Genomic DNA, 25,662 nt, shown 5'->3' with positions numbered 1-25,662 from the left:
TAATTTCGCCATGTTGCCTATGGCGGCGCAGCAACGAATACAAGCTGCAAGCGGGGCGGAGTTTATTCGACTGGGAGAGGGCCTATGTAACTCAGCCGCATAAAGTGGTGTCGAAGGGCCTCTCCCAGAGGGAATGAGCCCTCGCTCCCGAGAGGTTTTTTCCTCGACAGAGCATCCTGGCCATCGCAACCAGGCCACCTAAGTCGATGCCGAGTTAAGGTGCTATTCAAAGTTGGGATGAAAGCCGATGCCTTGTCGCCCACTGATGCGATCGATCGAGGCGATTGCGCATCAATAGCTTGCTGGGAAATTGGAGGAGGCACCCGTTGCTGATCACATGGATCAACGAAGTGCAGGTTCCGAAAAGACAAAAGGGTTAGCAGACTCTCATCTGCTAACCCTCGTCGGAACTGGCGGAGTGGACGGGACTCGAACCCGCGACCCCCGGCGTGACAGGCCGGTATTCTAACCAACTGAACTACCACTCCTGGTAGACAACGTTCACTCGTTTTACCGAGCCAAGTGTTGCCACTTGTGCCTGCTTCACTTGCGTGAAACTGGCGACCCTACGGGGATTCGAACCCCGGTAGCCACCGTGAAAGGGTGGTGTCCTAGGCCTCTAGACGATAGGGTCAAAACCTTAGGAACCGTGCTGCGATCAGCACTTATCTTCAACTCTCTCGACACTTAATGGTGGAGGTAAACGGGATCGAACCGATGACCTCTTGCATGCCATGCAAGCGCTCTCCCAGCTGAGCTATACCCCCGTGTGGGTGTCGAGCCTCGAATTATAGCCCGTTTTTCAGGCCTTTCTCAATCTTTCGATAACTTTTTCTCTGGAAAAAATCTCTAGGACTGAATCGAGGGACGGTGTTTGCGACGTTCCCATCACAAGCACACGTACTGGCATCGCTAACACTGGCATTTTCATGCTGTGTGCTGCGAGCACTTCCTTGATCATAGCCGAGATTGAGGCCTTATCCCAGGTCGCAGTTATCAATTTTTCTGCGAGTGCTGCAATCGCGGGTTTAACGGCCTCGGTGATGTGCTGTGCACGGTCCTCTTCAGTCACCGAAATGTCTGTGTAGAAGGCAGCAGCCCAGTTGGCAAGTGCCACCGTGGTGTCGCAACGATCTTTGAAGAGAGCGCAGATGGCGGGCAGGCGTTCGTCGGCAACGACGCCCTTCTTCTGCAGCTGCGCCGCGACGAGCGGTGCGAGCTCTTCGCCAGTCTTGGCCTTGATGTATTGAGCGTTAACCCAGGCGAGCTTGGCAGCATCCCACTGCGCGGGGCTCTTCGACAAGTGCGAGCCGTCGAACCAGCTCACCATTTGCTCGCGCGTGAAGAGCTCGTCGTCGCCGTGGCTCCAGCCGAGGCGCGCGAGGTAGTTGAGCATTGCCTCGGGCAGGTAGCCGTTGTCTTCGTAAGCAGTGACGCTCACTGCGCCGCGGCGCTTGGAAAGCTTCTGCCCATCGTCGCCCAGAATCACCGGCACATGGCCGAACTGTGGCAACGGTGCACCGAGCGCACGGAAGATGTTGATCTGCCACGGCGTGTTGTTGATGTGCTCGTCACCGCGGAACACGTGCGTGATGTTCATGTCCCAGTCGTCCACCACCACCGCGAAGTTGTAGGTGGGCACACCGTCGGGCCGCAGGATGATCAGGTCGTCGATCTCGCGGTTGTTGATGGTGATCTCGCCCTTGACGAGGTCGTTCCACGTCACGTCGCCTTCGGGCGGGTTGCAGAAGCGCACCACGGGCGGCACGCCTTCGGGCACGGGCGGCAGCACCTTGCCTGGCTCGGGGCGCCAGCGGCGGTCGTACAGCGTCTTCTCGCCGCGTGCGCGCTGTGCCTCGCGCATTTCGTCGAGTTCGGCCGGCGTGCAATAGCAGTGGTAGGCCGTGCCGGCCGCAAGCATCTGCGCGATCACTTCGCGGTAGCGCTCCAGGCGCTGCATCTGGTAGACCGGGCCTTCGTCGTATTCGAGGCCGAGCCAGTGCATCGACGCGAGGATCTGGTCGGTCGAGTCCTGCGTGGAGCGGGCCACGTCGGTGTCCTCGATGCGCAGCACGAACTCGCCGCCGTAGTGGCGTGCATAGGCCCACGAATAGAGCGCGGTGCGGGCCGTGCCCAGGTGAAGAAAACCCGTGGGGGACGGTGCGATGCGGGTGCGTACTTTGCCGGTCATTTCGTTATCGTGGATTCAGTGTGCTCAGGCCGCGTGTGAGGTCGGCCTTGATGTCCTCGGCATGCTCGAGGCCGACCGCAAGGCGGATCAGCCCCTGGCCGATGCCGGCAGCCTGGCGCTGCGCCTCGGTCAGGCGTCCGTGCGAGGTGGTGCCGGGATGCGTGATGATGGTCTTCACGTCGCCCAGGTTGGTGGCGACGCTCACCACGCGGGTGCTGTTGATGACATGGAACGCATTGGCGCGCGCGGTCTCGGGCGTGTCGCCGACCACGTCGAACGACACCACCGCCCCGCCCTGCCCCGACTGCTGCTGCATGGCCAGCTCATGCTGCGCATGCGAAGGCAGGCCCGGGTAGTACACGCGCGCAATGCCCGGCTGCTTCTCTAGCCACTGCGCAATGTCCAGCGCGTTGGCGCAGTGCGCCTTCATGCGCACGCCAAGCGTCTCGATGCCCTTGAGCACGACCCACGCATTGAACGGCGCAAGCGCCATGCCGGCTGTGCGCACCACGGGACCGAACACGTCGACGATGAGCTTCGAAGGACCGCAGATCGCGCCCGCCATCACGCGGCCCTGCCCGTCGAGGTGCTTGGTGCCCGAATGGATGACGAGGTCGGCGCCCAGCGCCGCCGGACGCTGCAGGATCGGCGTGCAAAAGCAGTTGTCGACCGCCAGCAGCGCGCCTGCCGCGTGCGCCACGTCGGCCAGCGCGCGGATGTCGCAGACCTCGGTCAGCGGATTGGTCGGCGTTTCGGCGAACAGCAGCTTCGTGTTGGGCTTGACGGCCGCGCGCCATTCGGCCACGTCGGTCTGCGAGACGAAGGTGGTCTCCACGCCGAACTTGGCGAACTCCTTACCGAACAGGTTCAGCGTGGAGCCGAACACCGAGCGCGAGCAGATCACATGATCGCCGGCCTTCAGCAGGCCCATGCACATCATGAGGATCGCCCCCATGCCGGTCGATGCGCCGATTGCCGCCTCGGTGCCTTCGAGCGCCGCGATGCGCTGCTCGAAACTGGTCACCGTCGGGTTCGAGGTGCGCGAATAGGTGAAGCCCGGCTCGGTACCCGCAAAGCGGCGCATCGAGGTCTCGGCATCTGGCTGCACGAAGCCGCTGGTCAGGAACAGCGCGTCGGAATGCTCGCCGTACTGGCTCGGCGCGAGGCCGGTGCGCAGCGCGAGCGTGTCGGGATGCAGCCCGGGCGGCAGGGGTCTTTCGTCGGTCACTTCGTCGACTCTTATTCGCTGTGGTTGGGAAGCGCGAGGCGCGAAGAATCTTCTTCGGTCTCTTCGATGCGCGGCCGGTTGCCGTTCATGCGCGAGATGGCTTCAGTGTCGATGTCGCCAGTCACGTACACGCCGTCGAAGCAGGAGGCATCGAAGCCGTCGAGCTTGCCGTTGAGCGAACCGATGGCGCGCTTCATGGCGTCGACGTCCTGGTAGATCAGCGCGTCGCAGCCGATGAGTTCGCGGATTTCTTCGACGGTGCGGTCGTGCGCCACCAGCTCGCCCTTGGTCGGCATGTCGATGCCGTAGACGTTGGGGTAGCGCACCGGCGGCGCGGCGCTGGCCAGGTAGACCTTGCGGGCGCCGGCATCGCGGGCCATCTGCACGATTTCGCGGCTGGTGGTGCCGCGCACGATGGAGTCGTCGACCAGCAGCACGTTGCGGCCCTTGAACTCGCTGGCGATCACGTTGAGCTTCTGGCGCACCGACTTCTTGCGCACGCCCTGCCCCGGCATGATGAAGGTGCGGCCCACGTAGCGGTTCTTCACGAAGCCTTCGCGGTATGGCACGCCCAGCAGGTGCGCGAGTTGCGTGGCGCTCGGGCGGCTCGATTCGGGGATCGGGATGATCACGTCGATCTGGTTCGGCGGCACGGTCGAGACCACGCGCTTGGCCAGCGTCTCGCCGAGGTTCAGGCGAGCCTGGTACACCGAGATGCCGTCGAGCACCGAGTCAGGGCGCGCGAGGTACACGAATTCGAAGATGCAGGGGTTCAGCGTGGGCGTTTCGGCGCACTGCATCGAATGCACGTTGCCTTCGAGGTCGATGAACACGGCCTCGCCGGGCGCGATGTCGCGCTCGAACACATGGCCGGAGCCTTCCAGTGCAACCGATTCGCTGGCCACCATCACCGCGCCATCGGCGCTGCGGCCCATGCACAGCGGGCGGATGCCGTAGGGGTCGCGGAAGGCGAGCAGGCCGTGGCCGGCAATCAGCGACACCACGGCGTACGAGCCGCGCAGGCGCTTGTGCATGTTCTTGACCGCGGCGAACACTTCGGCCGGGTGCAACGGCACGCCGCGCGACGAGCGCTCGATCTCGTGGGCCAGCACGTTGAGCAGCACTTCGGAGTCGCTCTCGGTGTTGGTGTGGCGGTGGTCGGTGGAGAACAGCTCCGAACGCAGCGCATGCGCGTTGGTCAGGTTGCCGTTGTGCACCAGCACGATGCCGAAGGGCGCATTCACGTAGAAGGGCTGAGCCTCTTCCTCGCTGTAGGCGTTGCCGGCGGTCGGGTAGCGCACCTGGCCCAGGCCGACGTTGCCCGGCAGCGCGCGCATGTTGCGCGTGCGGAACACGTCGCGCACCATGCCCTTGGCCTTGTGCATGAAGAACTTGCGTTCGAGCAAGGTCACGATGCCTGCCGCGTCCTGGCCGCGATGCTGCAGGAGCAGCAGCGCGTCATAGAGCAGCTGGTTGACGGGTGCGTTGCTGACAACGCCGACGATTCCACACATGAACGATTCCTCTCAGGGCAGGTAGCTTGCCAACTTTTCAGGCAGCGAGGGCTTGAGACCCTGCAATGCCGCATCGAGAACAATGGCGCTGCGCGATTCGTGCCACCAGGCACTGTCGCTCAACACCAGCAAATGAACAACGACCGCCAGCACGAGCAGGGCCACCGCCCCCCGTGCCGCACCGAACGCTGCTCCCAAAATACGGTCCACCGGCCGCAGTCCCACGACCGTGATCAGCTTGCGCGTGAGCGAGGCCACCAGGCCCACGCCGAACGCCACCGCCACGAACACCAGCACGAAGGCCAGCGGATAGCGCCAGGCGGCCTGCGGGTCTCCGAACGGCAACCATGCCGCCACGCCTGAAGCCAGCCACTGGGCGGCTATGAAGGCGGCCACCCAGCCGATCAGCGATATCACCTCGAACACCAGCCCGCGCATCAGGCCAAGCAGCATCGACACACCGATTAGCGCAACGGCGATCCAGTCGAACAAGGCCACGGCAACCGGGAAAGATTCTTACAACGTGAGGATGGCGGCCGACAAAGACAAGCCCTTGACCTTCTCGGCGGCGCGGTCGGCCTCGGCACGCGAGGCAAAGGGACCGACACGCACACGCGTGCGTTCGCCGTCGGCCGTCTTCGCCACGTGCACATAGGTCTTGAGACCGGCCCGCTCGAGCTTCTGGCGCACTTCGCGCGCCTTGTCGGCATCGGCGAACGCGCCGACCTGCACCACGAAGCGGCCAACGGCCTCGTCGGCAGCAGCGGGCTTGGACGTGGCGGCAGCGGCGGCCGTGATCGGCTTGCCTTCGAGCAGCGCGCGGGCACGGGCGCCGTCGTCGACGGTGGCTGCCGGCTTGGGCTTGGCTTCGGGCTTGGATTCCGGCTTCGGCTTCGGCTCGGGTTTGGGTTCCGGCTTGTGCTCTGCCGGCTTGGGTTCGGGTTTGGGCTCCGGCTTGGGTTCGGGCTTGCGCTCTGGAACCGATGCGGGCGGCGGCGTGCTAGCGGCCGGCTTGCCGGGATCGATTTCGGTGCCGTCGGCGGTCTCGGTGATCATGCCGCCGGCCGAAGAAGCCGAAGCAACGCGCGACGAGCCGCTGTCGGGCGCGGCCGGGGCCGTGCTGACGGCCGGTGCCGGCGTGGCGGGCACCGGCAGCGGCTTGACCTTGTTGCGGTCGGGAATCTCGATGGGGATGTCTACCGACACCGGCCGCGGCTGCGTGTCGAAAAGCAGCGGGAAACCGATGACGCCGAGCAGCACCAGCACGGCCGCGCCGAGCAGCCGGTGGCGCGCACGCCGACGCATGGTTTCGACACTTTCCGCCGGCGCGGCGGCGGGGGCGCTGCGTCCTTCGTTGCCTTGCGGGCCGCGCGTGCGGAACTTGAAAAACGCCATGAAGTTCGATCCCTGGAGGAGTGCAGCGAGGTGATGCCCGAAGGTGCCGATGGGTGTGTGTACAGCCCGGCGATCAGCCGCCTGGCAGCAGGTGTTTGGCTTGCAGCCGGGGGGTGCCGTTTTCGAGCACGCCACCCACGGTGAAGAACGATCCGAAGACGACGATTCTATCAGCGGGCCCCGCCTGCTCGATGGCTGCGCGCAACGCGTCCATCGGGCCCGCGTGCACGCTGCCCGAGGCGTCGGCACGGGTGTTCTGCGCCTGCCAGGCAGCGAGAAGATCTGCCGCCTTGGCGGCGCGCGGCGTGGGCAGGTCGGTGAAGTACCAGCGGTCGATCAGTGGGCCGATGCGCGCGAGGATCGGCGCCAGGTCCTTGTCGGCCATGACGCCGAACACGCCGTGCGTGGTGGGATAGAAGCCCATCGCGTCGAGGTTCTCGGCCAGCGCGGCCACGGCGTGGGCGTTGTGGGCCACGTCGAGCACCAGCGCGGGCTCGCCCGGCACGATCTGGAAGCGGCCCGGCAGCTCGACCATGGCCAGCCCGTTGCGCACCGCCTGTGCCGTGATCGGCAGCTGCGGCCGCAGAGCCTCGAGCGCCGCGAGCACCCCGGCGGCGTTGATGAGCTGGTTGGCGCCGCGCAGAGCCGGGTAAGCCAGCCCGCTGTAGCGCCGGCCACGGCCCGACCAGCCCCACTGCTGCTTGTCGCCGGACACATTGAAGTCGGTGCCGAAGCGCCAGAGGTCGGCACCGATGGCGCTGGCGTGGTCGATCACGCTCTGCGGCGGCATAGGGTCGCTCACGATGACCGGCTTGCCCGCGCGCATGATGCCGGCCTTCTCGAAGCCGATGCTTTCGCGGTCGGGGCCGAGGTATTCCATGTGGTCGAGGTCGATGCTTGTGATGACCGCGCAGTCGGTGTCGATGATGTTGACTGCGTCGAGCCGCCCGCCCAGGCCGACCTCGAGGATCGCCACGTCGGGCTTTTCCTCGATCATGCAATGCAGGATGCCCAGCGTGGTGAACTCGAAGTAGGTCAGCGGCATGTCGCCGCGCACCTTTTCCACCACTTCGAAGCTTGCTATCAGTTTGGAAGCATCGACCGCCTCGCCCTTGAGCCGAAGGCGCTCTTCGAAGCGCACCAGGTGCGGCGATGTGAAGACCGCCGTGCGGTAACCCGCGTGCGTGAGGATCGACTCGAGCATCGCGCAGGTCGACCCCTTGCCGTTGGTGCCCGCCACGGTGATGACGGGGCAACCGAAGCGCAGGCCGAGGCGCTGCGCCATTTCTTTGGCGCGCTCGAGCCCGAGCTCGATGTTCTTGGGATGCAGTTGCTCGGCGCGGGCGAGCCAGTCGTTAAGGGTTTCCATGGAGGCCGGGATTGTCGCCGACCCGCGTGCCGGGGCATCATCGCGGCCATGACAACCCTATACGGCATTCCGAACTGCGACACCGTCAAGCGCGCCCGCGCCTGGCTCGACGAACATGGCGTGGCCTATACCTTCCACGATTTCAAGAAACAGGGCGTGCCCGAAGCCGAACTCGACCAATGGCTGAAGAAGCCGGGCTGGGAGGCCCTGGTCAACCGCAAGGGCACCACCTGGCGCAAGCTGGACGAAGCCACGCGCGAAGGCGTGACCGACGCCGCCTCCGCCCGCCCGGTGCTGCTGGCCAACCCCAGCCTCATCAAGCGGCCGGTGGTCGACTGGGGCCCGAAAAAGCCCGTTACCACGGGCTTCGACGCCGATGCCTGGGCTGCTGTGAAGGCCGTGTAAATGCCGGAACCCGCCTCGCGGCGGGTCGTCCAACCGGCATCCGCAGGAGAGACCATCATGAACAGACACGTTTTTCGCACCCTTGCCGGCATCTCGATGGCTGGCGCGCTGGCGGCTGGCACGGGCCTCGTGCACGCCCAGCAACAGCAAGGCCAGGTCGTCCAGGCACGCGTGATTTCCGCCACGCCGATCCGCGAAACGACTGGTAGCGATGTCAGCTACAACGTTACCTACGAGTACAACGGCCAGCAGTACACCACCCGCATGAATACCCGGCCCGGCGCGACCATCGCGGTCCAGGCGTCCTCCTACGGCGTGACTTCGCCGGTGGCGCCGCAGGGACAGGTCCAGGCCTATCCGGTCGAGGCCAGCGGCAGCGGCGGCTCTCCTTGGGACAACGTCGTGCCTGAACCCGGCGTGGTGGTCGGCGCGGGCGGCCCGCCGCCCGTGTATGTGCAGCCGGCTCCCGTCTACGCGGCACCGGTGTATGTCGACCCCTTCTATGGCTACGGCTATCCCTACGCCTACCCGCCGGTCGGCATTTCGCTGAACCTCGGCTATTCCCGCGGCTGGGGCGGCGGCTACCACCGCGGCGGCTGGGGCGGTTTCCGCGGCGGCTGGCACCGCTGAGCGGGCGGGGCCCGTCGAGCCCCTAAAATCGAGGACTTTTCCAACCCTTGACGGGTGCGCCGCTGGTGCGGTGCGTCCTCGATTCGCCGATCGCTCCCGCGCCGGCGCCACCCAATGACGACGACTACCGACACAATCAACAGCGCCGCAGTGGCCACCAAGGCCAATGTGTACTTCGACGGCAAATGCGTGAGCCACAACCTCACGCTGGCGGACGGCACCAAGAAGTCGGTCGGCGTGATCCTGCCGTCCACCCTCACCTTCAATACCGGTGCGCCTGAAATCATGGAAGGCACCGGCGGAAGCTGCGAATACCAGCTCGCGGGCACCAGCGAATGGATTGCCTCGGGCCCCGGCCAGAAGTTCAGCGTGCCCGGCAACTCCAGCTTCCAGATCCGCGTAACTGGCGAGCCCTACAGCTACATCTGCCATTTCGGCTGAACCGGGACCTGACATGTCGACCATTCTCCAAAACGTACCCGCCGGCCAGAAGGTCGGCATCGCCTTCTCGGGCGGCCTGGACACCAGCGCTGCGCTGCACTGGATGCGCAACAAGGGCGCCATTCCCTACGCCTACACCGCCAACCTCGGCCAGCCCGACGAGCCCGACTACGACGAGATCCCGCGCAAGGCGATGCTCTACGGCGCCGAGAACGCCCGCCTGATCGACTGCCGCGTGCAGCTGGCCAACGAAGGCATCGCCGCCCTGCAGGCCGGCGCCTTCCACGTCACCACCGCCGGCGTGACCTACTTCAACACCACGCCGCTGGGCCGCGCCGTCACCGGCACGATGCTGGTGTCGGCCATGAAGGAAGACGACGTCAACATCTGGGGCGACGGCAGCACCTACAAGGGCAACGACATCGAGCGCTTCTACCGCTACGGCCTGCTGACCAACCCCAACCTCAAGATCTACAAGCCCTGGCTCGACCAGGTCTTCATCGACGAGCTGGGCGGCCGCGCCGAAATGTCGGCATTCATGCAGAAGGCCGGCTTCGCCTACAAGATGTCGGCCGAGAAGGCCTACTCGACCGACTCCAACATGCTCGGCGCCACGCACGAGGCCAAGGACCTCGAGCACCTGAACAGCGGCATCCAGATCGTGCAGCCCATCATGGGCGTGGCCTTCTGGAAAGACGAAGTCGAGGTCAAGCGCGAGACCGTCTCGGTGCGCTTCGAAGAAGGCGTGCCCGTCGCGCTGAACGGCGTGCGCTATTCGAACCTGGTCGATCTCATCCTCGAAGCCAACCGCATCGGCGGCCGCCACGGGCTGGGCATGAGCGACCAGATCGAGAACCGCATCATCGAGGCGAAGAGCCGCGGCATCTACGAGGCTCCCGGCCTGGCGCTGCTGTTCATCGCCTACGAGCGCCTCGTCACCGGCATCCACAACGAAGACACCATCGAGCAGTACCGCGACAACGGCCGCAAGCTCGGCCGCCTGCTCTACCAGGGCCGCTGGTTCGACCCGCAGGCCATCATGCTGCGCGAGACTGCACAGCGCTGGGTGGCTCGCGCCATCACCGGCGAAGTGACCGTCGAGCTGCGCCGCGGCAACGACTACTCGATCATGAACACCGAGTCGGCCAACCTCACGTACAAGCCCGAGCGCCTGAGCATGGAAAAGGTCGAGGGCGCGTTCACGCCGCTGGACCGCATCGGCCAGCTGACGATGCGCAACCTCGACATCGCAGACACGCGCGAGAAGCTCGGCATCTACACGCGGGTCGGCCTGCTGTCGCCGAACGAAGGCGCATCGCTGCCGAAGCTGGCCAACGACGGCGACGCGAGCTGATCGCCGGTCTCTGCCTCGCCTCGATGGGAGGCAGAAACGACGACGGGCCCCTCGGGGCCCGTTTTCATTGGTACAAGGGATTCAATCCCCGCCGCCACCTCCACCGCAGCCGCCGCCACAGCCCCCGCCGCCGTCGGACGAGCCCCCGCCATCGCTGGAGCCACCATCGCCGCTGCTGCTCGACTCGCTGCCGCCGAAGCCGCCGGCATCGCCCGAGCTGCCGCCATCCGACGAGGACGATTCCCCGAAGCTCGTGCCGCAATGGGCGTCGGAGCCGATGTGCCGCTCGACCGCCCGGCAGTCGGGCACGTAGTGGAAACCACCGTCGATGGCGAACTTGACGTCCAGCGCAAACAGCAACGGCAGGCGCGCCGGCTTGCGCGGATCGATGCTCTCCTCCTTGCAGGCCCAGTACCAGGTGCGGCGCAGTCCGTCGTTGCGCTTGGGGTCGCGGCCCAGCACCTCGGCCGGGCTGTGATGCAGCATGCCGCCGAAGGCCGCGTTGCACCAGTTCTGGTAGCCCTGTGTATGCAGGATGAACTCGTGCCAGGCCGTATCGACCACCTTCGAAGGCATGGCCACGAACTTGCGGTCGCTGCGAAGGTGCGCCATGAAGAACTGGCGCAGGCCGCGCAGCACCAGTTCGGCGTCGCGCCGGCTGAGCTGCGGATGCGCCTGGCACAGCTTGCCGACAAGAAAAGGCGGCAGCCGCGCTTCGCGGATGAACTGGCGCCGCAGGCTGGTTTCGAGGAACCTGAGCACCGCCGCGAACAGCAGCGCCACCACGATCACCGCCACCACCGAGCCCCAACGGCGCGAGCCCAGGAACAACGCGAGCAGCGCAACGACCGGCACCGCACGGCGAGCCCACACCAGTGCGGCAATGCGCCGGCGGTAGTTCAGTTGAAGAAAGTCGAGATCCATGCCCGCGGGCTCAGACCACCACGGGCTCCGGCTCCAGCCGGATGCCGAATCGCTCGTACACGCTGGTCTGGATGGCCTTGGCGAGCGTCATCACCTCGCCGCCGGTCACTGGGTTCTCGGTGCCGCCGCGGTTGACCAGCACCAGCGCCTGCTTCTCGTACACGCCCGCATTGCCGACCGACTTGCCCTTCCAGCCGCAGGCGTCGATGAGCCAGCCGGCCGCCAGCTTGATGCTGCCGTCGTCCATAGGGTAGTGAACGATCTTGGGGTCGCGCGCGATGATGTCGGCGCACTGCTCGGGCGTGACGGTCGGGTTCTTGAAGAAGCTGCCGGCGTTGCCCAAAACGCGCCAGTCGGGCAGCTTGGCGCGGCGGATGGCGCAGATCCATTCGAAGATGTCGAGCGCGCTCGGCGTGAAATTGCCGGTTTCCTCCATCTTGCGCTCCAGGTCGAGGTAGCCGACCACGGCTTTCCACGGCTTGGGCAGCCTGAAGCGCACCCGGGTGATCACCGCCCTGCCCGCCAGCCCGAAGTCGTTGGGGCCGCTGCGCGCATGCTTGAACACCGAATCGCGGTAGCCGAAGGCGCATTGGGCGGCGTCCAGCGTGAAGCTGCGGCCGGTTTCAAGGTCATAGGCATCGAGCGACTCGAAGCGGTCTTGCAATTCGACGCCATAGGCGCCGATGTTCTGCACCGGCGAGCCGCCCACGGTGCCCGGGATCAGCGCCAGGTTCTCGAGCCCCGGGTAGCCGCTGCGCACCATCCACTCGACCGCGTCGTGCCAGATTTCGCCCGCACCGGCCTCGACGATCCAGGCGCGCGGGGTTTCTTCCACCAGCCGCAGGCCCTTGATCTCGACCTTCAGCACCAGCGGCTTGACGTCGCCCGTGAGCACGATGTTGCTGCCGCCGCCCAGCACGAAACGGGGCGCGTCGCGCCACTGCGCATCGGCGCGCAGCGCGGCCAGGTCGGCCTCGCCGGTGATGCGCGCAAGATGCTGCGCGCGTGCGACGATGCCAAAGCTGTTGTAGGGCTGCAGCGGGACGTTGGACTCCACGATCATGGGAGAATTGTCGCATCCAGCATCAGTGAATTCAGGAGAGAGTCAATGCCGTCCTTCGATACCGTCTGCGAGCCCAATCTGCCCGAAGTGAAGAACGCGGTCGAAAACACCGCCAAGGAGATCGCGACGCGCTTCGACTTCAAGGGCACGGCCGCCGCGGTCGAGCTCAAGGACAAGGAGATCACCATGATCGGCGACGCCGAGTTCCAACTCGTGCAGGTGGAAGACATCCTGCGCAGCAAGCTCACCAAGCGCAGCGTCGACGTGCGGTTCCTCGACAAGGGCGACGTCCAGAAGATGGGCGGCGACAAGGTCAAGCAGGTCATCAAGGTCAAGAGCGGCATCGAGAGCGAGCAGGCCAAGAAGATCACCCGCATCGTCAAGGACAGCAAGCTCAAGGTGCAGGCCGCGATCCAGGGCGACGCGGTGCGCATCACCGGCGCCAAGCGCGACGACCTGCAGGCGGCCATGGCCCTCATCAAGAAGGACGTGCCCGACATGCCGCTCACGTTCAACAACTTCAGAGACTGACGTACTCCCCCAGGCTTGCCCACTTCGTGTGGCCGCCACCCCCTCGCCGGGGGCAATACCGGCGGCCCGGCAAAGCCGGTTCCGCGGTATTCCTGGTCTATTCAAGTCGAACAACCGACGCTGGAGCAGCAAGCCCCGTATGAAAAACCTCGTCGTTGCAGCGCAGCTCTTCATTGCAGCCGCCGTGGCGCACGCCGCCGGTTCGGTCACCCTGACCGGCACCATCGGCAGCCGCGCGATCCTGATCGTGAACGGCGCCCCGCCCAAGACCGTGGCGGTCGGCGAGACTTTCCAGGGCGTGAAGCTCGTTTCGCTGCAGTCCGAGCAGGCGGTGGTCGAACTCGACGGCAAGCGCGTCAACCTGCGCATGGACACGCCGGTGAGCATCGGCGGCGGCGGAGGTGGCTCGGGCGGCGGCAACCGCGTCGTACTGTCGGCCGACAGCCGCGGGCACTTCATGACGCAGGGCGCCATCAACGGGCGGGCCGTCACATTCATGCTCGACACGGGCGCGACCAACGTGGCCATGTCGGCGGCCGATGCGCAACGCATCGGGCTGGACTACAGCAAGGGACAGCCGGTGCAGATCGGCACCGCCAACGGCACGACTTCGGGCTACCGGCTGCGGCTGCAGTCGGTGCGCGTGGGCGACGTCGAGGTGTACGACATCGACGCCGTGGTCTCGCAGCAGTCGATGCCCTTCGTGCTGCTGGGCAACAGCTTCATCAACCGCTTCTCCATGCGGCGCGACGCGGACCAGATGGTCCTCGAAAAACGGTACTGATTGCTCGCCCCCAGACTGCGCGCACTTCGTGTCGCTTCGCCACACCCCTACCGGGGGCGGCCCCCTTGAGAAGACCCGGGCCGATCAGGCTTGCGCGGCGGTGACGACGATCTCGATCTTGTAAGCAGCATTGGCCATCTTGGCCTGCACGGTCGCGCGCGGCGGCGTGTTCCCGGCTGGAATCCAGGCGTCCCACACCTCGTTCATGGCCGTGATGTCGCCGATGTCGGCCAGGAAGATCTGCGTCATGAGAATGCGCGACTTGTCGCTGCCGGCCTCGGCCAGCAGGCGGTCGACCATGCCAAGCACCTGCGCGGTCTGGCCTCGGATGTCCTGCGTGGTGTCGTCGGGCACCTGGCCCGCGAGGTAGATGGTGCCGTTGTGCACGGCGGTTTCGGAGAGGCGCGGGCCGACGTGGAAGCGGGTGATGGAAGCCATGGTTTTCTTTCAGTCTTTCTTTTTCTTGGAGCCGAGCTTCGACTCCGTGCCGGCCGCGAGCCGGCGGATGTTTTCGCGGTGCCGCCAGATCAGCAGCAGACTCATGACGATGAGGGCGACCAGCACCGTGCGGTCGAGCGGCCAGGCAATGCCGCCGCCGATCAGATAGTAGGCCGGCGCGAAGAATGCCGCCACCAGCGACGACAGCGACGAATAGCGGAAGAAGATCGCGATGATCAGCCAGGTGGCGCCGGTGGCCAGCCCCAGCCAGGGCGCGATGCCCATCAGCACGCCGGCCGCCGTGGCCACGCCCTTGCCACCCTGGAAGCCGAAGAACACGGGGTAGAGATGGCCCAGGAAGGCTGCGAGGCCCGCCAGCGCGGCAACGCCCGCCCCCAGCCCCCATTGCGCGCCGAACTGGTGAATGAGGAACACCGGCACCCAGCCCTTGAGCGCGTCCAGCAGCAGCGTGGCCAGTGCCGCGCCCTTGTTGCCCGAGCGCAGCACGTTGGTGGCGCCGGGGTTCTTGCTGCCGTAGCTGCGCGGATCGGCCATGCCGAGCGTCTTGCTCACGATGACCGCGAAGGACAGCGAGCCGATCAGGTACGACGCCACGATGGCAATGATGGAAGGCAAGGTGAAACTCAAGACGGCTCTCCGCGGGGGATGGTTGTTGTTCTGTTCGGCGCCGGCTATTCTGCCAGCGCACATTGCACGGGTTTGGCGCCCAGCAGGTCCACGCACACCCGCGGATCGATGCCGATCAGGTAGCCGCGCCGCCCGCCGTTGAGCACGATCCTCGGCAGCTCGAGGATGGCCGCCTCCACATACACCGGCATCTCGCGCCGCGTGCCGAACGGCGAGGTGCCGCCCACCATGTAGCCGCTGTGGCGCTGCGCCACCTCGGGCTTGCAGGGCTCGACCGACTTGGCGCCGATCTGCCGCGCGAGGTTCTTGGTCGACACCGTGCGGTTGCCGTGCATCAGCACGATCAGCGGCTTGGCGTCCTGGTCCTGCATGACCAGCGTCTTGATGACGGTGAACGGGTCGAGCCCGAGCATCTCGGCACCCCGCTGTGCGCCGCCGTGCTCGACGTATTCGTAAGGGTGCTCGGTAAAGGCGATCTTGTGCGCGCGCAGCAACTGGGTGGCGGGCGTCTCGGAGGTATGGGTGCTTTTCTTGGCCATCTCGGTGGCAATTGCGGGTTCAGGATCGCTTCAGAAAACTTGGTGTTCCACGACAAGAATTTGCCGTGTCACATCGAATCCCGGTCCAACCATGCAGCATACGTCAGCCCCGGTGTCCAAGGCTTCGTTCCGTCTCGGGCGTTGATGCACCGCCCCACCCTGATTGCGCTCGTGCTGGCCGTGGTGGCGATGCACGCAGCGGTGCTCTGGCTGCTGCTGGGCGCAACGCAGCCGCACAGGCGCGCGGCCGAGGCGGCACGGCGTGTGGTGATGGAAGTGGTGCAGGTCGCGCAGCCCGTCTTGAAGGCCGAACCGCCGGCGCCGCAAAAGGAAGCTGCGCCGCGCGCCCCGGCTCGGGCAGCTCGTGCAATCGCAAGGCGCGCACCCCAGCCCGCGCGAGGCAATGCCATCACGGCACCCGCCGCGCCAGCCATGGCCGACGAGGCAGCCCGAGCCGCGAGCCCCGTACCAGCCAGGCCGCTGATCCTTCATTCGGAAAGCACCCGCCGCGCCCTGCGCGACATCGGCCGCGAGCGCTCCTTCGCCGATCGCGCCGGGCAAGAGCTCAACGGCAATCCACGCTCCGCCTTCGACTCCCGGCTGAGCGCGGAGGTCGCCGGCTCGGCGCGCCGCGACTGCATGAAGGGCCAGTTCAAGGGCAACAGCATGGGCCTCTTGAGCCTGCCAGCCCTCGCGCTTGCCGCCGCCCAGGGCGACTGCGGCCGCTGACCCCGGCCAGCGTCAGGCCGCGGGGTCGCGAATCTCCCAGCGGATCTTGTCGATCTCGGCCAGGATTTCGGGCGACAGCGTGGTGCCGTACGCGTCCAGGTCTTCGTCCAGCTGCGCCACCGACGTCACGCCGATGATCGTGCTCGCCACCTGCCACTTGGTGTAGCAGAAGGCCAGCGCCAGTTGCGTCGGCGTCAGGCCGTTGTCGCGTGCCAGCTGGTTGTAGCGCTTGGCCGCGCGCAGCGAATCGGGCCGGCCCCAGCGTTGCTTGCGCACCGACTCGTAGCTCGAGATGCGCGCGCCCTTGGGCGCATCCGGCCCTTCGATGCCGCTCTGGTCGTACTTGCCCGTCAGCAGGCCGAAGGCCAGCGGCGAATACGCCAGCAGCGACACGTTCAGCCGGTGCATGGTCTCGTCCAGCGCGTTCTCGTGGCCGCGGCTGATGAGGCTGTACACGTTCTGCACCGTCGCCACGCGCGGCAGCCCGTGCTGCTCGGCCAGCCGCACGAATTCGTGCACGCCGTAGGGCGTTTCGTTCGACAGGCCGATGGCGCGCACCTTGCCGGCCTTCACCAGCTTGCCCAGCGCTTCGAGCTGCTCGAGGATCGGCGTCTTCGAGCTTTCCTTGGCCGGGTCGTAGTAGATGTTGCCGAACAGCGGCACATGGCGCTCCGGCCAATGGATCTGGTACAGGTCGATGACGTCCGTCTTCAGGCGCTTCAGGCTCGCGTTGCACGAAGCCTCGATGTCCGCGGCCGTCATGCCGGTGCCTTCGCGCACCCAGGGCATGCCGCGCGACGGGCCGGCCACCTTGGTCGCCACCACCAGCTTCTCGCGCGCGCCGGGGTTGGCGGCGAACCAGTTGCCGATGATGGTTTCGGTGACGCTGTAGGTTTCCTTGCGCGTGGGCACGGAGTACATCTCGGCGGTGTCGATGAAGTCGACGCCGCGCTCGAGCGAGCGGCTCAGGATGGCGTGCGAAGTGGGTTCGTCGACCTGTTCGCCGAAGGTCATCGTGCCGAGGCAGATCGGGGTGACGTGCAGGTCGCTTTGACCGAGTTGGATCTTTTTCATGCGCGGGATGCTACCGCCCCGCCTCACAACCCGCTGGCCGCCGCGCCAAAACCCGAGCATTCCGCGCCCGCGCGCTATCCTGTGCCGGACTGCGTCAGCACAAAGGCCTCTTTATCATCGACGCCCATGTACCAAGCCCTCCGCCCCTCCCGCAGCGAATTCGTGCCCGTGCGCAACCTCAGCTACCACGTGCGCCTGTGGGGCCAGCCCTCCGACGCGCGCCCTCCATTGGTGCTGGTGCATGGCTGGATGGACGTGGCGGCGTCCTGGCAGTTCGTAGTCGATGCGATGGAAGAAGACCGCTTCATCATCGCGCCCGACTGGCGCGGCTTCGGCCTGACCGATGGCGGCGGCGTCGACAACTACTGGCTCGCCGACTACCTGGCCGACCTCGAATGGCTGCTCGACCACTACGCCGGCGAAGGCCCGGATGGAGAAGGCGCCAGGCAGATCGACCTCGTCGGCCACAGCATGGGCGGCAACGTCGTCATGCACTACGCGGGCGTGCGGCCGCAGCGCATTCGCCGCCTGGTCAACCTCGAAGGCTTCGGCATGCCCGCGCGCAAGCCAGAGGAAGCGCCCGCGCGCTACGGCCAGTGGATCGACGAACTCAAGCGCCTGCACCGCGGCGAGATGGCGCTGGCCGGCTATTCGGCAGTGGACGGCGTGGCCCGACGCCTCATGAAGACCAACCCGCGCCTCACCCCCGACAAGGCCAACTGGCTCGCCGGCCACTGGTCGGTGAACCATGCGCAGCCCGACGGCAGCGAGCGCTGGCAGATCCTGGGCGAGGCGGCGCACAAGATCGTCAACGCGCACATCTTCCGCGTGGACGAGACGCTGGCGCTGTACGCCCGCATCACCGCGCCGCTGCTCATGGTCGAGGCCTCCGACGACAGCCTGCACGGCTGGTGGAAGAACCGCTACACGCTCGACGAATTCCATGAGCGGCTGAAGTCCGTGCCCGTCGCGCGCATCGAGCGGCTGGAGGACGCGGGCCACATGCTGCACCACGACCAGCCGCAGCGCGTGGCGCGGATGATCGAGGAATTCCTGGCGGACTGAGCCGGCTGCTCAGCCGCGGCGCGGCTCGCTGTCCAGGCTCGCCATCTGCGCCGCCGCATAGCGGTCGCCGGCGGCAGCCCCCTTGGGCACCGCGCGCTCGATGGCCGCCAGATCGTCGGCCGTGAGCCGCACGCTCGACGCGCCCAGCGCCTCGTCGAGCCGCGTGCGCTGCCGCGCGCCGATCAGCGGCACGATGTCATCGCCCTGCGCCGCCACCCACGCGATGGCAATCTGTGCCACCGTCACGCCCTTGGCATCGGCGATCTTGCGCAGCGCATCGACCAGCGTCAGGTTGCGGTCCGCGTTCTCGCCCTGGAAGCGCGGGCTGTGCGCGCGGAAGTCCTTGGCGCCCGCGCTGTCCTTCGTCCAGTGCCCGCTGATCAGGCCGCGCGAAAGCACGCCGTAGGCGGTGATGGCAATGCCCAGCTCGCGGCAGGTCGCGAGGATGTCGTCCTCGATGCCGCGCGAGATCAGCGAGTACTCGATCTGCAGGTCGCAGATCGGGTGCACCGCCGCCGCCTTGCGAATCGTCTGCGAGCCCACTTCAGACAACCCGATGTGGCGCACGTAGCCAGCTTTCACCAGGTCGGCGATGGCACCGATGGTGTCTTCGATGGGCACGTTAGCATCGAGCCGCGCGGGGCGGTACACGTCGATGTGGTCCACGCCCAGCCTCTGCAGCGAGTAGGTGGCGAAGTTCTTCACCGCCGCGGGCCGCGCGTCGTAGCCGACCCAGCCGCCGGCCGGGTCGCGCATGGCGCCGAACTTCACGCTCAGCAGCGCCGCGTCGCGCTGCGAACCCTTCAGGCCCTTCAGCGCTTCGCCGATCAGCATCTCGTTGTGGCCGCTGCCGTAGAAGTCGCCGGTGTCCAGCAGGGTGATGCCCGCGTCCATGGCGGCGTGGATGGTGGCGATGCTTTCCGCGCGGTCGGACGGGCCGTACATGCCCGACATGCCCATGCAGCCGAGCCCGAAGGCGGAGACTTGCGGGCCGGTGGCATCGAGTTGGAGTGTGTTCATGGTGACGATCCTTTCAGAGGGGCCGCACACGGTTGCGAGCGGCATGGGAGGTAGTCTGGAAGGAAACGCCCCGTTCGATAATCCGTCCGCCTCCGCACGGGTTGTGCGAAAAAAAGCACAATCGGGCCATGACCGAACCCGATCTCTCGGACTTGGGCGCCTTCGTGGCGGTGACGCGGGCGCGCGGCTTTCGCGGTGCCGCGGCGTTGCGCGGCGTGTCGCCCTCCTCGCTCAGCGAGGCCATGCGCAGGCTGGAAGCGCAGCTCGGCGTGCGGCTGCTGAACCGCACCACGCGCAGCGTCACGCCTACCGAAGCGGGCCAGCGCCTGCTCGACCGCATCTCGCCCGCGCTCGACGACATTGCCGGCGCGCTCGACACGCTCAACAGTTTTCGCGACAGCCCCACAGGCACGCTGCGGCTGAACGTGCCGACCATCGTGGCGCAGCGCGTGCTGCCGCCGCTGGCCAGCAGCTTCCTGCACGCGCACCCGGGCATCACGCTGGAAGTGACGACCAACGACACCTTCATCGACGTGCTCGCGGCGGGCTTCGACGCCGGCATCCGCTATGACGAGAGCATTGCCCGCGACATGATCGCCGTGCCGCTGGGCCCGCGCACGCAGCGCTTCGTGGCCGCCGCATCGCCCGGCTACCTGGCGAAGCACGGCGCGCCCAGGCACCCGACCGACCTGCTGAAGCACGCCTGCATCGCCCACCGCTTCCAGAGCGGCGTGCTCGCGGCCTGGGGCTTCGTGCGCAAAGGCAAGGCGGTGAAGATCACGCCGACCGGCCCGCTGGTCGCGTCGATGCTCAGCCTCGAACTGCACGCCGCCGAAGCCGGGCTGGGCCTGATCTACACCTTCGACGAATACCTGCGCCCCTCCATCGACCGCGGCACGCTGGTGCCGGTGCTCGAAGACTGGTGGCAGAGCTTCTCGGGGCCGTTCCTGTATTACCCGAGCCGCACGCACATGCCCGCGCCGCTGCGGGCCTTCGTGGATTTCCTCAAGCGTGAAGGCCAGCCCGGCTGACGGATATTTGGCTAGCGGATAACCAAGCACGCGAATCTTCGTTCGCACGGCGGGCGGCGCGACCTAGAGTGCCCAGCTCTCTTGTTTGCTCCCCGGAGTTGCCTGTCATGCGTTTTCCCTTGCGCGCGCCCTCGCTGGCACGCTGGTCCGCCTCGCTGCTCGGCAGCCTTGCGCTGGGCCTGTTCATCCACGTATCGGCCCAGGCTGCGGACCTGCGCGTGGGCTTCATGCCCGGCCCGTATCGCGACGCCTTCACCAACGGCATCGAGCCCCAGTTGAAGAAGCTGGGCTACACCGTCAAGTACGTCGAGTTCAGCCAGGGCGTGCAGCCCAACGACGCTGTGGAGCGCGGCCAGATCGACGCCAACATCTTCCAGCACACGCTGTACCTCAACGCCACCAACAAGCAGCAGGGCTTCGACCTGGTGCCCGTCGTGCATGTGCCGACGCCGCCCATGGGCCTGTATTCGCAGCGCCACAAGTCGCTCGACGCGGTGCCTGACGGTGCCACCGTCACGCTGCCTTCGGACCCGGTGAACGCAGCGCGCGCGCTCAACATCCTTGCGGCCATCGGCTGGGTCACGCTCAAGCCGGGCGTGAGCCCGATCGCGGTGTCGGAGCGCGACATAGCGACCAATCCCAAGCGCCTGAAGCTGGTGCCGCTCGAAGCCGCCCAAGCCCCGCGCTCGCTGGCCGATGCCGACATTGCCGCCGTGCAGGGCAACTTCGCGGTGGCCTCGGGGCTGAAGCTCACAGAGGCGCTCAAGCTCGAGGACATGACGCTGCCCTACGTGAACGTGGTGGCCGTCAAGCGCAGCAACGAGAACGCCAAGTTCGCGAAAGACATCGCCGCGGCCTACCAGTCGCCCGAGTTCCAGCGCTTCTTCAAGGCCAACCCGACCTGGGCCGGCTACCGCCTGCCCGACTACTTCGCCCAATGAGCGCTTCGACCCCCCGCCCCCGGCCGCGCCAACTGCACCTGAACGTCAACATCCTGCACTCGGGCTTCGTGCCCTCGGCCTGGCGCCTGCCGGAGAGCGACCCATGGGCCTTTTCGGACATCAAGCACTACATCCGCACCGCGCAGATCGCCGAGGCGGCCAAGCTAGACGCGGTGTTCCTCGCGGACAACGCGGCCATCGTCGACCAGATCCACTTTCGCCCTATCACCGCGCTGGAGCCCACGGTGCTGCTGGCCTGCGTGGCCGCCGCCACCACGCACATCGGCCTGATCGCCACTGCCTCTACCAGCTACAACGAGCCCTACAACATCGCCCGCCGCTTCGCCACGCTCGACCATGTGAGCGGCGGCCGCGCGGGCTGGAACGTGGTGACGACGGCCGACCTGCCGTCGGCGCGCAACTTCGGCCTCGACGCCGTGCCCGACCATGCGAAGCGCTATGCGCGCGCCTCGGAGTTCACCGACATCGTGAAGGCGCTGTGGGACAGCTGGGAAGACGACGCCTTCGTCGGCAACAAGGCCACGGGCAGCTTCATCGACACGGCCAAGGTGCATGCCATCGCGCACCGGGGCGAGCATTTCGCGGTGCAGGGTCCGCTGAACCTGCCGCGCCCGCCGCAGGGGCACCCGGTGCTGGTGCAGGCCGGCGCCTCGGCCGACGGTCGCGAGATGGCGTCGCGCCACGCGGAGGCCGTGTTCTCGGCCTCGCAGTCGTTCGAGGAGTCGCTGGCGTATGCGCGCGCATTGAAGACACGCGCCGCCGAACTGGGCCGCGGCCCCGACGCGGTGAAGGTGCTCGCGGGCCTGACCACCATCGTCGGCGGCACCGAAGCCGAGGCTCTGCGCCGCCGCGACGAACTGGTCGACCTGATTCCGTGGGACTACAGCCTGACGCGCATCGCGGGCACGCTGGGCATCACGCCCGACCGCCTGAAGCTCGACGAGCGCCTGCCCGACGACCTGCCGCTGCCCGCCAATGGCAACGGCAACCACACTTTTTTCAATGCCGTGGTGGCTGCCGGCCGCACGCACGGCTACACGGTGCGCCAGCTGATCCGCGAACTGGCGGGCGGCGGCGGGCACCGCGTGATCGTCGGTACGCCGGAGCAGATTGCAGACGACATCGAACGCTGGCTCAAGGCCGGGGCGGCCGACGGGTTCAACCTGATGCCCGATGCGCTTCCGCACGGGTTGCAGGGCTTTGTCGACGGCGTGGTGCCGATCCTGCAGAAGCGCGGAATCTTCCGCAAAGACTACGAGGGGCGTACGTTGCGCGATCACCTCGGGTTGGCGCGGCCTGGTGGACGGGCTGTGCAGCGGTTGGCTGCGTAGCGTTTTTTCTCGGGGTGCGATCACGCCGGCGGGGTGCCCTGTGCACAGGACACCGGGTGCTCCCCGCAGCGAAATAAAGGAGGAGGCCGCAGGCCGGGGGACATTCGCGGAGGGGAGTACCCGGTGGCCTGCGCACGCACCCCGAACAAAGAACTCACTCCTCGTCAGCGTCGTTCCCAGTCAAAGACAGAACTTCTTCGACGAAAGCCTCGAACAGCGGCAAGGAAGCAGGCAGGCCCTCAAGCGACTCAGCCTCCCCCGCATCGAAAAAATGCGGCTTGCCAGTGGGAATGGCTGCCCACTCGCCAGCTTCCAGCAGCAGCCCTAAGTAGCCATCAGCGGTGGGCACATAGAACAGCCCCGCGCTGTCCAGCACACGCTGCCCCTTTTTCTTGCCGCGCCCCCAACTCACGCCCTGCCCCGCCAGGTGCTCGGTGATCCAGCCGTCGCACACATGCGTGTCGCGCCAGCTTCCTTGGGCATCGAATACGGCCAGAACGGGCATGGGGAGCGTCCTTCGTCAGATGGGAGGAAAGAAAGGCTTACTGCAGGAAGCTGGGCTTGGCGTAGCCCTGGAACTTGCTGTCGACCACCGCCTTGAACTCCTTCGAGCGGTAGGCTTCGGCGATGTCCTTGGCCCACTGCGTGTTCTTGTCGGCGGTCTTCACGGCCACCACATTCAGGTAGTAGTCGGGCGTCTTCTCCAGCACCACGGCCTCGGTGAGCTTCAGGCCCGACGAGATCGCGAAGTTGCCGTTGACGATCGCGTATTCGGTGTCACCCAGCGAGCGTGGCAGCTGTGCAGCCTCGAGCGGAATGAACTTCAGCTTCTTCGGGTTCTCGGCCACGTCTTTTTCAGACGCGCGCAGCGGGTCGATGCCGGCCTTGATGGTGATCAGCTTGTTCTGCTCCAGCAGCACCAGCGCACGGGCCAGGTTGCTCGGGTCGTTCGGCAGCGTCACGCGGTCGCCTTCCTTCACGTCGGCCAGCGTCTTGCGCTTGGTCGAGTACACGCCCATGGGCGCGATCGGGCCCTGCACGAGTTCGGTGATGTCGAGCTTCTGGTCGGCCGCGAACTTCTTCAGGTAGACCTGATGCTGGAAGAAGTTGGCGTCGAGCGAACCCTGGGCCAGCGCCAGGTTGGGCTGCACGTAGTCGTTGAACTCCACCAGCTTGACCTTGTAGCCCTTCTTTTCGAGGATCGGCACGATGCCGGCCTTGAGCTGGTCGGCGTTGGAACCGGCAGTGCCGCCGATCACCAGGTTCTTCTTGGCGGGGTCTTGCGCATGGGCCTGCAGCGAGAGGCCACCCAACGACAGCGCGGCCAGGGACAGGGCGAGAACGGAACGGCGCAGGAAAACGGTCTTCATGAGATAGAGAAAGCTAGCTAGGGAAAAGAAAGAATCAACGCTTGTCGAGCCTGCTTGCCGTGGTGTTGCCCACGAACTGCAGGATCTGTACCAGCACCACGAGCAGCGCCACGGTGAGCACCATCACGTCGGTCTGGAAACGGTAGTAGCCGTAGCGGATGGCCAGGTCGCCGATGCCGCCGCCGCCCACCACGCCGGCCACCGCCGAGTAAGACAGGAAGCTCACGGCCAGCACGGTCAGCGCCAGCACCAGGCCCGAACGAGCCTCCACCAGCAGCACGCGCCAGACGATCTGCAGTTCGGTCGCGCCCATGGCGTGGGCCGCCTCGATCACGCCGCGCGGCACTTCGCGCAGGCACTGGTCGACCAGACGCGCCAGATAGGGAATGGCCGCGAACGACAGCGGCACCGCGGCCGCCAGCGGTCCGATCGAGGTGCCCGCGATCACCCGCGTGAACGGCACCAGCGCCACCAGCAGGATGATGAAAGGGAACGAGCGCACCGTGTTCACCAGCCAGTTGAGCACCAGGAACGCCGGCTTGTTCTCCAGCGACTGGCCCGGGCCCAGCAGGAACAGCAGGATGCCCAGCGGCCCGCCGATGAGCACCGCCGCCGTGAGGCCGATGGCCAGCATCATGAAAGTCTGGCCGGTGGCGACCCACAGCTCGGGGAGGATGGGGGCGATGTTCTCAAACATAAGCGGGCTCCTTGGCGGCCACGGCCGCTGCGGCGCGGTCTTGCTGTTGCTGGGCCTGCTGTTGTTCGCGCACGTCGCGTTCGCGCCGGCGCACCAGTTCGTCGATCTCGCGGCCCAGCGCGGTCTTGCGCTCTTCGTTCGGCGCCTCTTCAACGGCGAACTGCTCGATGAGGCGGCCCTTTTCGAGGATGGCCACGTTGCGGCACAGCACCTCGACCACCGAGAGCTCGTGCGTCACGATCACGATGGTCACGCCGATCTTCTGGTTGATGTCGCGCAGCGTCTCCAGCAGCGAGCGCGTGGTTTCGGAGTCGAGCGCCGAGGTGGGCTCGTCGCACAGCAGCACCTGCGGGCGCGGCGCCAGCGCGCGTGCGATGGCCACGCGCTGCTTCTGGCCGCCCGACAGTTGCGCCGGATAGGTGTCGATCTTCTCGGCCAGGCCCACCAGGGCCAGGCATTCGCGCACGCGCGCATCGATTTCGGCCTTGGAGTGGCGGCCGTGGATCTTCAGCGGGAAGGCCACGTTGTCGAACACCGTGGCGTTCTGCAGCAGGTTGAACTGCTGGAAGATCATGCCGATGTTCTGGCGCGTGTCGCGCAGTTCGCTGCGCGAAAGCGTGGTGAGGTCGCGCCCGCCCACGAAGACCTGGCCCGCGTCGGGCCGCTCCAGCAGGTTGATCAGGCGCAGCAGCGTCGACTTGCCAGCGCCGCTCTTGCCGATCAGGCCGAACACGTCGCCCTGCTGGATTTCGAGCGACAGCGAATGCACGGCGTCGAACACCTCGCCGCTGGGCAGTGCAAAGGACTTCTGCACGGATTGGAGTCGGATGACGGGTGCCGCGCTGGCGCGGCCCGCATCGGGCGAAGGATGGCTCATTGGGAAGAAGCGCGGCCAGCGAGGGCGCCGGACACGAAGGTTCGCGAAAAAG

At 66.5% G+C, this 25,662-nt stretch carries 28 protein-coding genes and 3 tRNA genes; 11 read left to right on the top strand and 20 right to left on the bottom strand.

The features are described from left to right. Positions 1 to 411 precede the first annotated feature (411 nt). The 9 genes from ACWV14_RS09135 to folC form a co-directional block, all read right to left on the bottom strand. Positions 412 to 488: transfer RNA gene (locus tag ACWV14_RS09135), tRNA-Asp, on the bottom strand. Positions 489 to 558: 70 nt separating this feature from the next. After that, positions 559 to 634 (bottom strand) — tRNA-Glu (locus ACWV14_RS09130). 57 nt (positions 635 to 691) lie between these two features. Further along, positions 692 to 767: transfer RNA gene (locus ACWV14_RS09125), tRNA-Ala, on the bottom strand. 35 nt (positions 768 to 802) lie between these two features. Then, complete coding sequence (gene gltX, locus ACWV14_RS09120; RefSeq protein ID WP_454907262.1) at positions 803 to 2,191, bottom strand: glutamate--tRNA ligase; 1,389 nt, start codon at positions 2,189 to 2,191, stop codon at positions 803 to 805. 4 nt (positions 2,192 to 2,195) lie between these two features. Then, positions 2,196 to 3,419, bottom strand: a complete 1,224-nt coding sequence (locus ACWV14_RS09115; RefSeq protein ID WP_454907263.1) for an O-succinylhomoserine sulfhydrylase — start codon at positions 3,417 to 3,419, stop codon at positions 2,196 to 2,198. A gap of 11 nt (positions 3,420 to 3,430) precedes the next feature. Further along, positions 3,431 to 4,933 carry an amidophosphoribosyltransferase gene (purF, locus tag ACWV14_RS09110; RefSeq protein ID WP_422085637.1) on the bottom strand — a complete coding sequence of 501 codons (1,503 nt, stop codon included), beginning with the start codon at positions 4,931 to 4,933 and terminating at the stop codon, positions 3,431 to 3,433. Positions 4,934 to 4,945: 12 nt separating this feature from the next. Continuing rightward, positions 4,946 to 5,431 (bottom strand): CvpA family protein, encoded by a 486-nt coding sequence (locus ACWV14_RS09105; protein WP_454907264.1) that lies wholly within the window; start codon positions 5,429 to 5,431, stop codon positions 4,946 to 4,948. Between the two features lie 18 nt (positions 5,432 to 5,449). Continuing rightward, complete coding sequence (locus ACWV14_RS09100) at positions 5,450 to 6,328, bottom strand: SPOR domain-containing protein (RefSeq protein ID WP_454907265.1); 879 nt, start codon at positions 6,326 to 6,328, stop codon at positions 5,450 to 5,452. Positions 6,329 to 6,401: 73 nt separating this feature from the next. After that, positions 6,402 to 7,709: a bifunctional tetrahydrofolate synthase/dihydrofolate synthase gene (gene folC, locus ACWV14_RS09095; protein WP_454907841.1), complete on the bottom strand. Its 1,308-nt coding sequence runs from the start codon at positions 7,707 to 7,709 to the stop codon at positions 6,402 to 6,404. A gap of 36 nt (positions 7,710 to 7,745) precedes the next feature. Here folC and ACWV14_RS09090 point away from each other — a divergent pair, with 36 nt between their 5' ends. From ACWV14_RS09090 to argG, 4 genes are all read left to right on the top strand, one after another. Next, positions 7,746 to 8,102, top strand: a complete 357-nt coding sequence (locus ACWV14_RS09090; protein ID WP_422085634.1) for an ArsC family reductase — start codon at positions 7,746 to 7,748, stop codon at positions 8,100 to 8,102. A 57-nt stretch (positions 8,103 to 8,159) separates the two neighbouring features. Beyond that, positions 8,160 to 8,732, top strand: coding sequence for a hypothetical protein (locus ACWV14_RS09085; RefSeq protein WP_454907266.1), 573 nt, complete (start codon positions 8,160 to 8,162; stop codon positions 8,730 to 8,732). A gap of 114 nt (positions 8,733 to 8,846) precedes the next feature. Continuing rightward, positions 8,847 to 9,173, top strand: a complete 327-nt coding sequence (ppnP, locus tag ACWV14_RS09080; RefSeq protein WP_285414690.1) for a pyrimidine/purine nucleoside phosphorylase — start codon at positions 8,847 to 8,849, stop codon at positions 9,171 to 9,173. A 13-nt stretch (positions 9,174 to 9,186) separates the two neighbouring features. After that, a complete protein-coding gene (gene argG / locus ACWV14_RS09075) occupies positions 9,187 to 10,527 on the top strand; it encodes an argininosuccinate synthase (RefSeq protein ID WP_422085631.1) in 1,341 nt (446 codons plus the stop codon). A gap of 81 nt (positions 10,528 to 10,608) precedes the next feature. Here the strand turns inward: argG and ACWV14_RS09070 are convergent, their stop codons facing one another. Both ACWV14_RS09070 and murB read right to left on the bottom strand, forming a co-directional pair. Beyond that, a complete protein-coding gene (locus ACWV14_RS09070) occupies positions 10,609 to 11,451 on the bottom strand; it encodes a glycine-rich domain-containing protein (RefSeq protein ID WP_454907267.1) in 843 nt (280 codons plus the stop codon). A gap of 10 nt (positions 11,452 to 11,461) precedes the next feature. After that, positions 11,462 to 12,514, bottom strand: a complete 1,053-nt coding sequence (murB, locus tag ACWV14_RS09065) for a UDP-N-acetylmuramate dehydrogenase (protein WP_454907268.1) — start codon at positions 12,512 to 12,514, stop codon at positions 11,462 to 11,464. Between the two features lie 45 nt (positions 12,515 to 12,559). Between murB and ACWV14_RS09060 the strand changes: the two genes are divergently transcribed. Then, the gene (locus ACWV14_RS09060) at positions 12,560 to 13,045 is read left to right on the top strand and encodes a YajQ family cyclic di-GMP-binding protein (RefSeq protein WP_237675446.1); all 486 of its coding nucleotides are present in this window, start codon (positions 12,560 to 12,562) and stop codon (positions 13,043 to 13,045) included. A gap of 139 nt (positions 13,046 to 13,184) precedes the next feature. Beyond that, a complete protein-coding gene (locus ACWV14_RS09055; RefSeq protein ID WP_454907269.1) occupies positions 13,185 to 13,829 on the top strand; it encodes a retropepsin-like aspartic protease family protein in 645 nt (214 codons plus the stop codon). A gap of 84 nt (positions 13,830 to 13,913) precedes the next feature. Here the strand turns inward: ACWV14_RS09055 and ACWV14_RS09050 are convergent, their stop codons facing one another. The 3 genes from ACWV14_RS09050 to ACWV14_RS09040 are packed head-to-tail and all read right to left on the bottom strand — an operon-like array spanning position 13,914 to position 15,454. Continuing rightward, positions 13,914 to 14,267, bottom strand: coding sequence for a RidA family protein (locus ACWV14_RS09050; protein ID WP_422085626.1), 354 nt, complete (start codon positions 14,265 to 14,267; stop codon positions 13,914 to 13,916). Positions 14,268 to 14,276: 9 nt separating this feature from the next. Next, positions 14,277 to 14,915: a glycerol-3-phosphate 1-O-acyltransferase PlsY gene (plsY, locus tag ACWV14_RS09045; protein ID WP_454907270.1), complete on the bottom strand. Its 639-nt coding sequence runs from the start codon at positions 14,913 to 14,915 to the stop codon at positions 14,277 to 14,279. A 44-nt stretch (positions 14,916 to 14,959) separates the two neighbouring features. After that, positions 14,960 to 15,454 carry an aminoacyl-tRNA deacylase gene (locus ACWV14_RS09040; RefSeq protein WP_454907271.1) on the bottom strand — a complete coding sequence of 165 codons (495 nt, stop codon included), beginning with the start codon at positions 15,452 to 15,454 and terminating at the stop codon, positions 14,960 to 14,962. A 144-nt stretch (positions 15,455 to 15,598) separates the two neighbouring features. Here ACWV14_RS09040 and ACWV14_RS09035 point away from each other — a divergent pair, with 144 nt between their 5' ends. Continuing rightward, on the top strand, positions 15,599 to 16,183 hold the full coding sequence (locus tag ACWV14_RS09035; RefSeq protein ID WP_454907272.1) for a hypothetical protein: 585 nt from the start codon (positions 15,599 to 15,601) through the stop codon (positions 16,181 to 16,183). A 12-nt stretch (positions 16,184 to 16,195) separates the two neighbouring features. Here the strand turns inward: ACWV14_RS09035 and ACWV14_RS09030 are convergent, their stop codons facing one another. Continuing rightward, complete coding sequence (locus tag ACWV14_RS09030; protein ID WP_454907273.1) at positions 16,196 to 17,257, bottom strand: aldo/keto reductase; 1,062 nt, start codon at positions 17,255 to 17,257, stop codon at positions 16,196 to 16,198. A 126-nt stretch (positions 17,258 to 17,383) separates the two neighbouring features. Between ACWV14_RS09030 and ACWV14_RS09025 the strand changes: the two genes are divergently transcribed. After that, positions 17,384 to 18,322 carry an alpha/beta fold hydrolase gene (locus ACWV14_RS09025; RefSeq protein WP_454907274.1) on the top strand — a complete coding sequence of 313 codons (939 nt, stop codon included), beginning with the start codon at positions 17,384 to 17,386 and terminating at the stop codon, positions 18,320 to 18,322. A 9-nt stretch (positions 18,323 to 18,331) separates the two neighbouring features. Here ACWV14_RS09025 and ACWV14_RS09020 read toward each other — a convergent pair whose 3' ends face one another. Then, positions 18,332 to 19,342, bottom strand: coding sequence for an aldo/keto reductase (locus ACWV14_RS09020; protein WP_454907275.1), 1,011 nt, complete (start codon positions 19,340 to 19,342; stop codon positions 18,332 to 18,334). A 128-nt stretch (positions 19,343 to 19,470) separates the two neighbouring features. Between ACWV14_RS09020 and ACWV14_RS09015 the strand changes: the two genes are divergently transcribed. The 3 genes from ACWV14_RS09015 to ACWV14_RS09005 all read left to right on the top strand — a co-directional run bounded on the left by ACWV14_RS09015 (position 19,471) and on the right by ACWV14_RS09005 (position 22,666). Beyond that, complete coding sequence (locus ACWV14_RS09015) at positions 19,471 to 20,373, top strand: LysR family transcriptional regulator (protein WP_454907276.1); 903 nt, start codon at positions 19,471 to 19,473, stop codon at positions 20,371 to 20,373. Positions 20,374 to 20,480: 107 nt separating this feature from the next. After that, entirely contained in the window at positions 20,481 to 21,314 is an 834-nt protein-coding gene (locus tag ACWV14_RS09010) for a MetQ/NlpA family ABC transporter substrate-binding protein (protein WP_454907277.1), read from the top strand. Continuing rightward, a complete protein-coding gene (locus ACWV14_RS09005) occupies positions 21,311 to 22,666 on the top strand; it encodes an LLM class flavin-dependent oxidoreductase (RefSeq protein ID WP_454907278.1) in 1,356 nt (451 codons plus the stop codon). Before ACWV14_RS09010 ends, ACWV14_RS09005 begins: the two co-directional genes overlap by 4 nt. Positions 22,667 to 22,820: 154 nt before the next feature. On the opposite strand, the gene ACWV14_RS09000 is transcribed toward ACWV14_RS09005, so the two are convergent. From ACWV14_RS09000 to ACWV14_RS08985, 4 genes are read right to left on the bottom strand one after another with little or no spacing between them, the layout of a single operon-like run. Beyond that, positions 22,821 to 23,171 (bottom strand): cupin domain-containing protein, encoded by a 351-nt coding sequence (locus ACWV14_RS09000; protein ID WP_422085614.1) that lies wholly within the window; start codon positions 23,169 to 23,171, stop codon positions 22,821 to 22,823. 37 nt (positions 23,172 to 23,208) lie between these two features. Beyond that, positions 23,209 to 24,036, bottom strand: coding sequence for a MetQ/NlpA family ABC transporter substrate-binding protein (locus tag ACWV14_RS08995; protein ID WP_081271274.1), 828 nt, complete (start codon positions 24,034 to 24,036; stop codon positions 23,209 to 23,211). Between the two features lie 34 nt (positions 24,037 to 24,070). Further along, complete coding sequence (locus tag ACWV14_RS08990; protein WP_081271273.1) at positions 24,071 to 24,733, bottom strand: methionine ABC transporter permease; 663 nt, start codon at positions 24,731 to 24,733, stop codon at positions 24,071 to 24,073. Next, positions 24,726 to 25,610, bottom strand: coding sequence for a methionine ABC transporter ATP-binding protein (locus ACWV14_RS08985; RefSeq protein WP_454907279.1), 885 nt, complete (start codon positions 25,608 to 25,610; stop codon positions 24,726 to 24,728). The genes ACWV14_RS08990 and ACWV14_RS08985 overlap by 8 nt, the downstream gene beginning before the upstream one ends. Positions 25,611 to 25,662 lie beyond the last annotated feature (52 nt).

This window comes from Variovorax durovernensis, assembly GCF_977011995.1.
The sequence above is the reverse complement of the archived record's forward strand: the minus strand, read 5'-3'. Positions and strand labels throughout refer to the sequence as shown.

Coding starts and splice junctions, on each gene's coding strand:
- gltX (WP_454907262.1), bottom strand. CDS start 2,191: ATGACCGGCAAAGTACGCACCCGCATCGCACCGTCCCCCACGGGTTTT.
- purF (WP_422085637.1), bottom strand. CDS start 4,933: ATGTGTGGAATCGTCGGCGTTGTCAGCAACGCACCCGTCAACCAGCTG.
- ACWV14_RS09100 (WP_454907265.1), bottom strand. CDS start 6,328: ATGGCGTTTTTCAAGTTCCGCACGCGCGGCCCGCAAGGCAACGAAGGA.
- ACWV14_RS09090 (WP_422085634.1), top strand. CDS start 7,746: ATGACAACCCTATACGGCATTCCGAACTGCGACACCGTCAAGCGCGCC.
- ACWV14_RS09085 (WP_454907266.1), top strand. CDS start 8,160: ATGAACAGACACGTTTTTCGCACCCTTGCCGGCATCTCGATGGCTGGC.
- ppnP (WP_285414690.1), top strand. CDS start 8,847: ATGACGACGACTACCGACACAATCAACAGCGCCGCAGTGGCCACCAAG.
- argG (WP_422085631.1), top strand. CDS start 9,187: ATGTCGACCATTCTCCAAAACGTACCCGCCGGCCAGAAGGTCGGCATC.
- ACWV14_RS09070 (WP_454907267.1), bottom strand. CDS start 11,451: ATGGATCTCGACTTTCTTCAACTGAACTACCGCCGGCGCATTGCCGCA.
- murB (WP_454907268.1), bottom strand. CDS start 12,514: ATGATCGTGGAGTCCAACGTCCCGCTGCAGCCCTACAACAGCTTTGGC.
- ACWV14_RS09060 (WP_237675446.1), top strand. CDS start 12,560: ATGCCGTCCTTCGATACCGTCTGCGAGCCCAATCTGCCCGAAGTGAAG.
- ACWV14_RS09055 (WP_454907269.1), top strand. CDS start 13,185: ATGAAAAACCTCGTCGTTGCAGCGCAGCTCTTCATTGCAGCCGCCGTG.
- ACWV14_RS09050 (WP_422085626.1), bottom strand. CDS start 14,267: ATGGCTTCCATCACCCGCTTCCACGTCGGCCCGCGCCTCTCCGAAACC.
- ACWV14_RS09040 (WP_454907271.1), bottom strand. CDS start 15,454: ATGGCCAAGAAAAGCACCCATACCTCCGAGACGCCCGCCACCCAGTTG.
- ACWV14_RS09035 (WP_454907272.1), top strand. CDS start 15,599: ATGCACCGCCCCACCCTGATTGCGCTCGTGCTGGCCGTGGTGGCGATG.
- ACWV14_RS09030 (WP_454907273.1), bottom strand. CDS start 17,257: ATGAAAAAGATCCAACTCGGTCAAAGCGACCTGCACGTCACCCCGATC.
- ACWV14_RS09025 (WP_454907274.1), top strand. CDS start 17,384: ATGTACCAAGCCCTCCGCCCCTCCCGCAGCGAATTCGTGCCCGTGCGC.
- ACWV14_RS09020 (WP_454907275.1), bottom strand. CDS start 19,342: ATGAACACACTCCAACTCGATGCCACCGGCCCGCAAGTCTCCGCCTTC.
- ACWV14_RS09015 (WP_454907276.1), top strand. CDS start 19,471: ATGACCGAACCCGATCTCTCGGACTTGGGCGCCTTCGTGGCGGTGACG.
- ACWV14_RS09010 (WP_454907277.1), top strand. CDS start 20,481: ATGCGTTTTCCCTTGCGCGCGCCCTCGCTGGCACGCTGGTCCGCCTCG.
- ACWV14_RS09005 (WP_454907278.1), top strand. CDS start 21,311: ATGAGCGCTTCGACCCCCCGCCCCCGGCCGCGCCAACTGCACCTGAAC.
- ACWV14_RS09000 (WP_422085614.1), bottom strand. CDS start 23,171: ATGCCCGTTCTGGCCGTATTCGATGCCCAAGGAAGCTGGCGCGACACG.
- ACWV14_RS08995 (WP_081271274.1), bottom strand. CDS start 24,036: ATGAAGACCGTTTTCCTGCGCCGTTCCGTTCTCGCCCTGTCCCTGGCC.
- ACWV14_RS08990 (WP_081271273.1), bottom strand. CDS start 24,733: ATGTTTGAGAACATCGCCCCCATCCTCCCCGAGCTGTGGGTCGCCACC.
- ACWV14_RS08985 (WP_454907279.1), bottom strand. CDS start 25,610: ATGAGCCATCCTTCGCCCGATGCGGGCCGCGCCAGCGCGGCACCCGTC.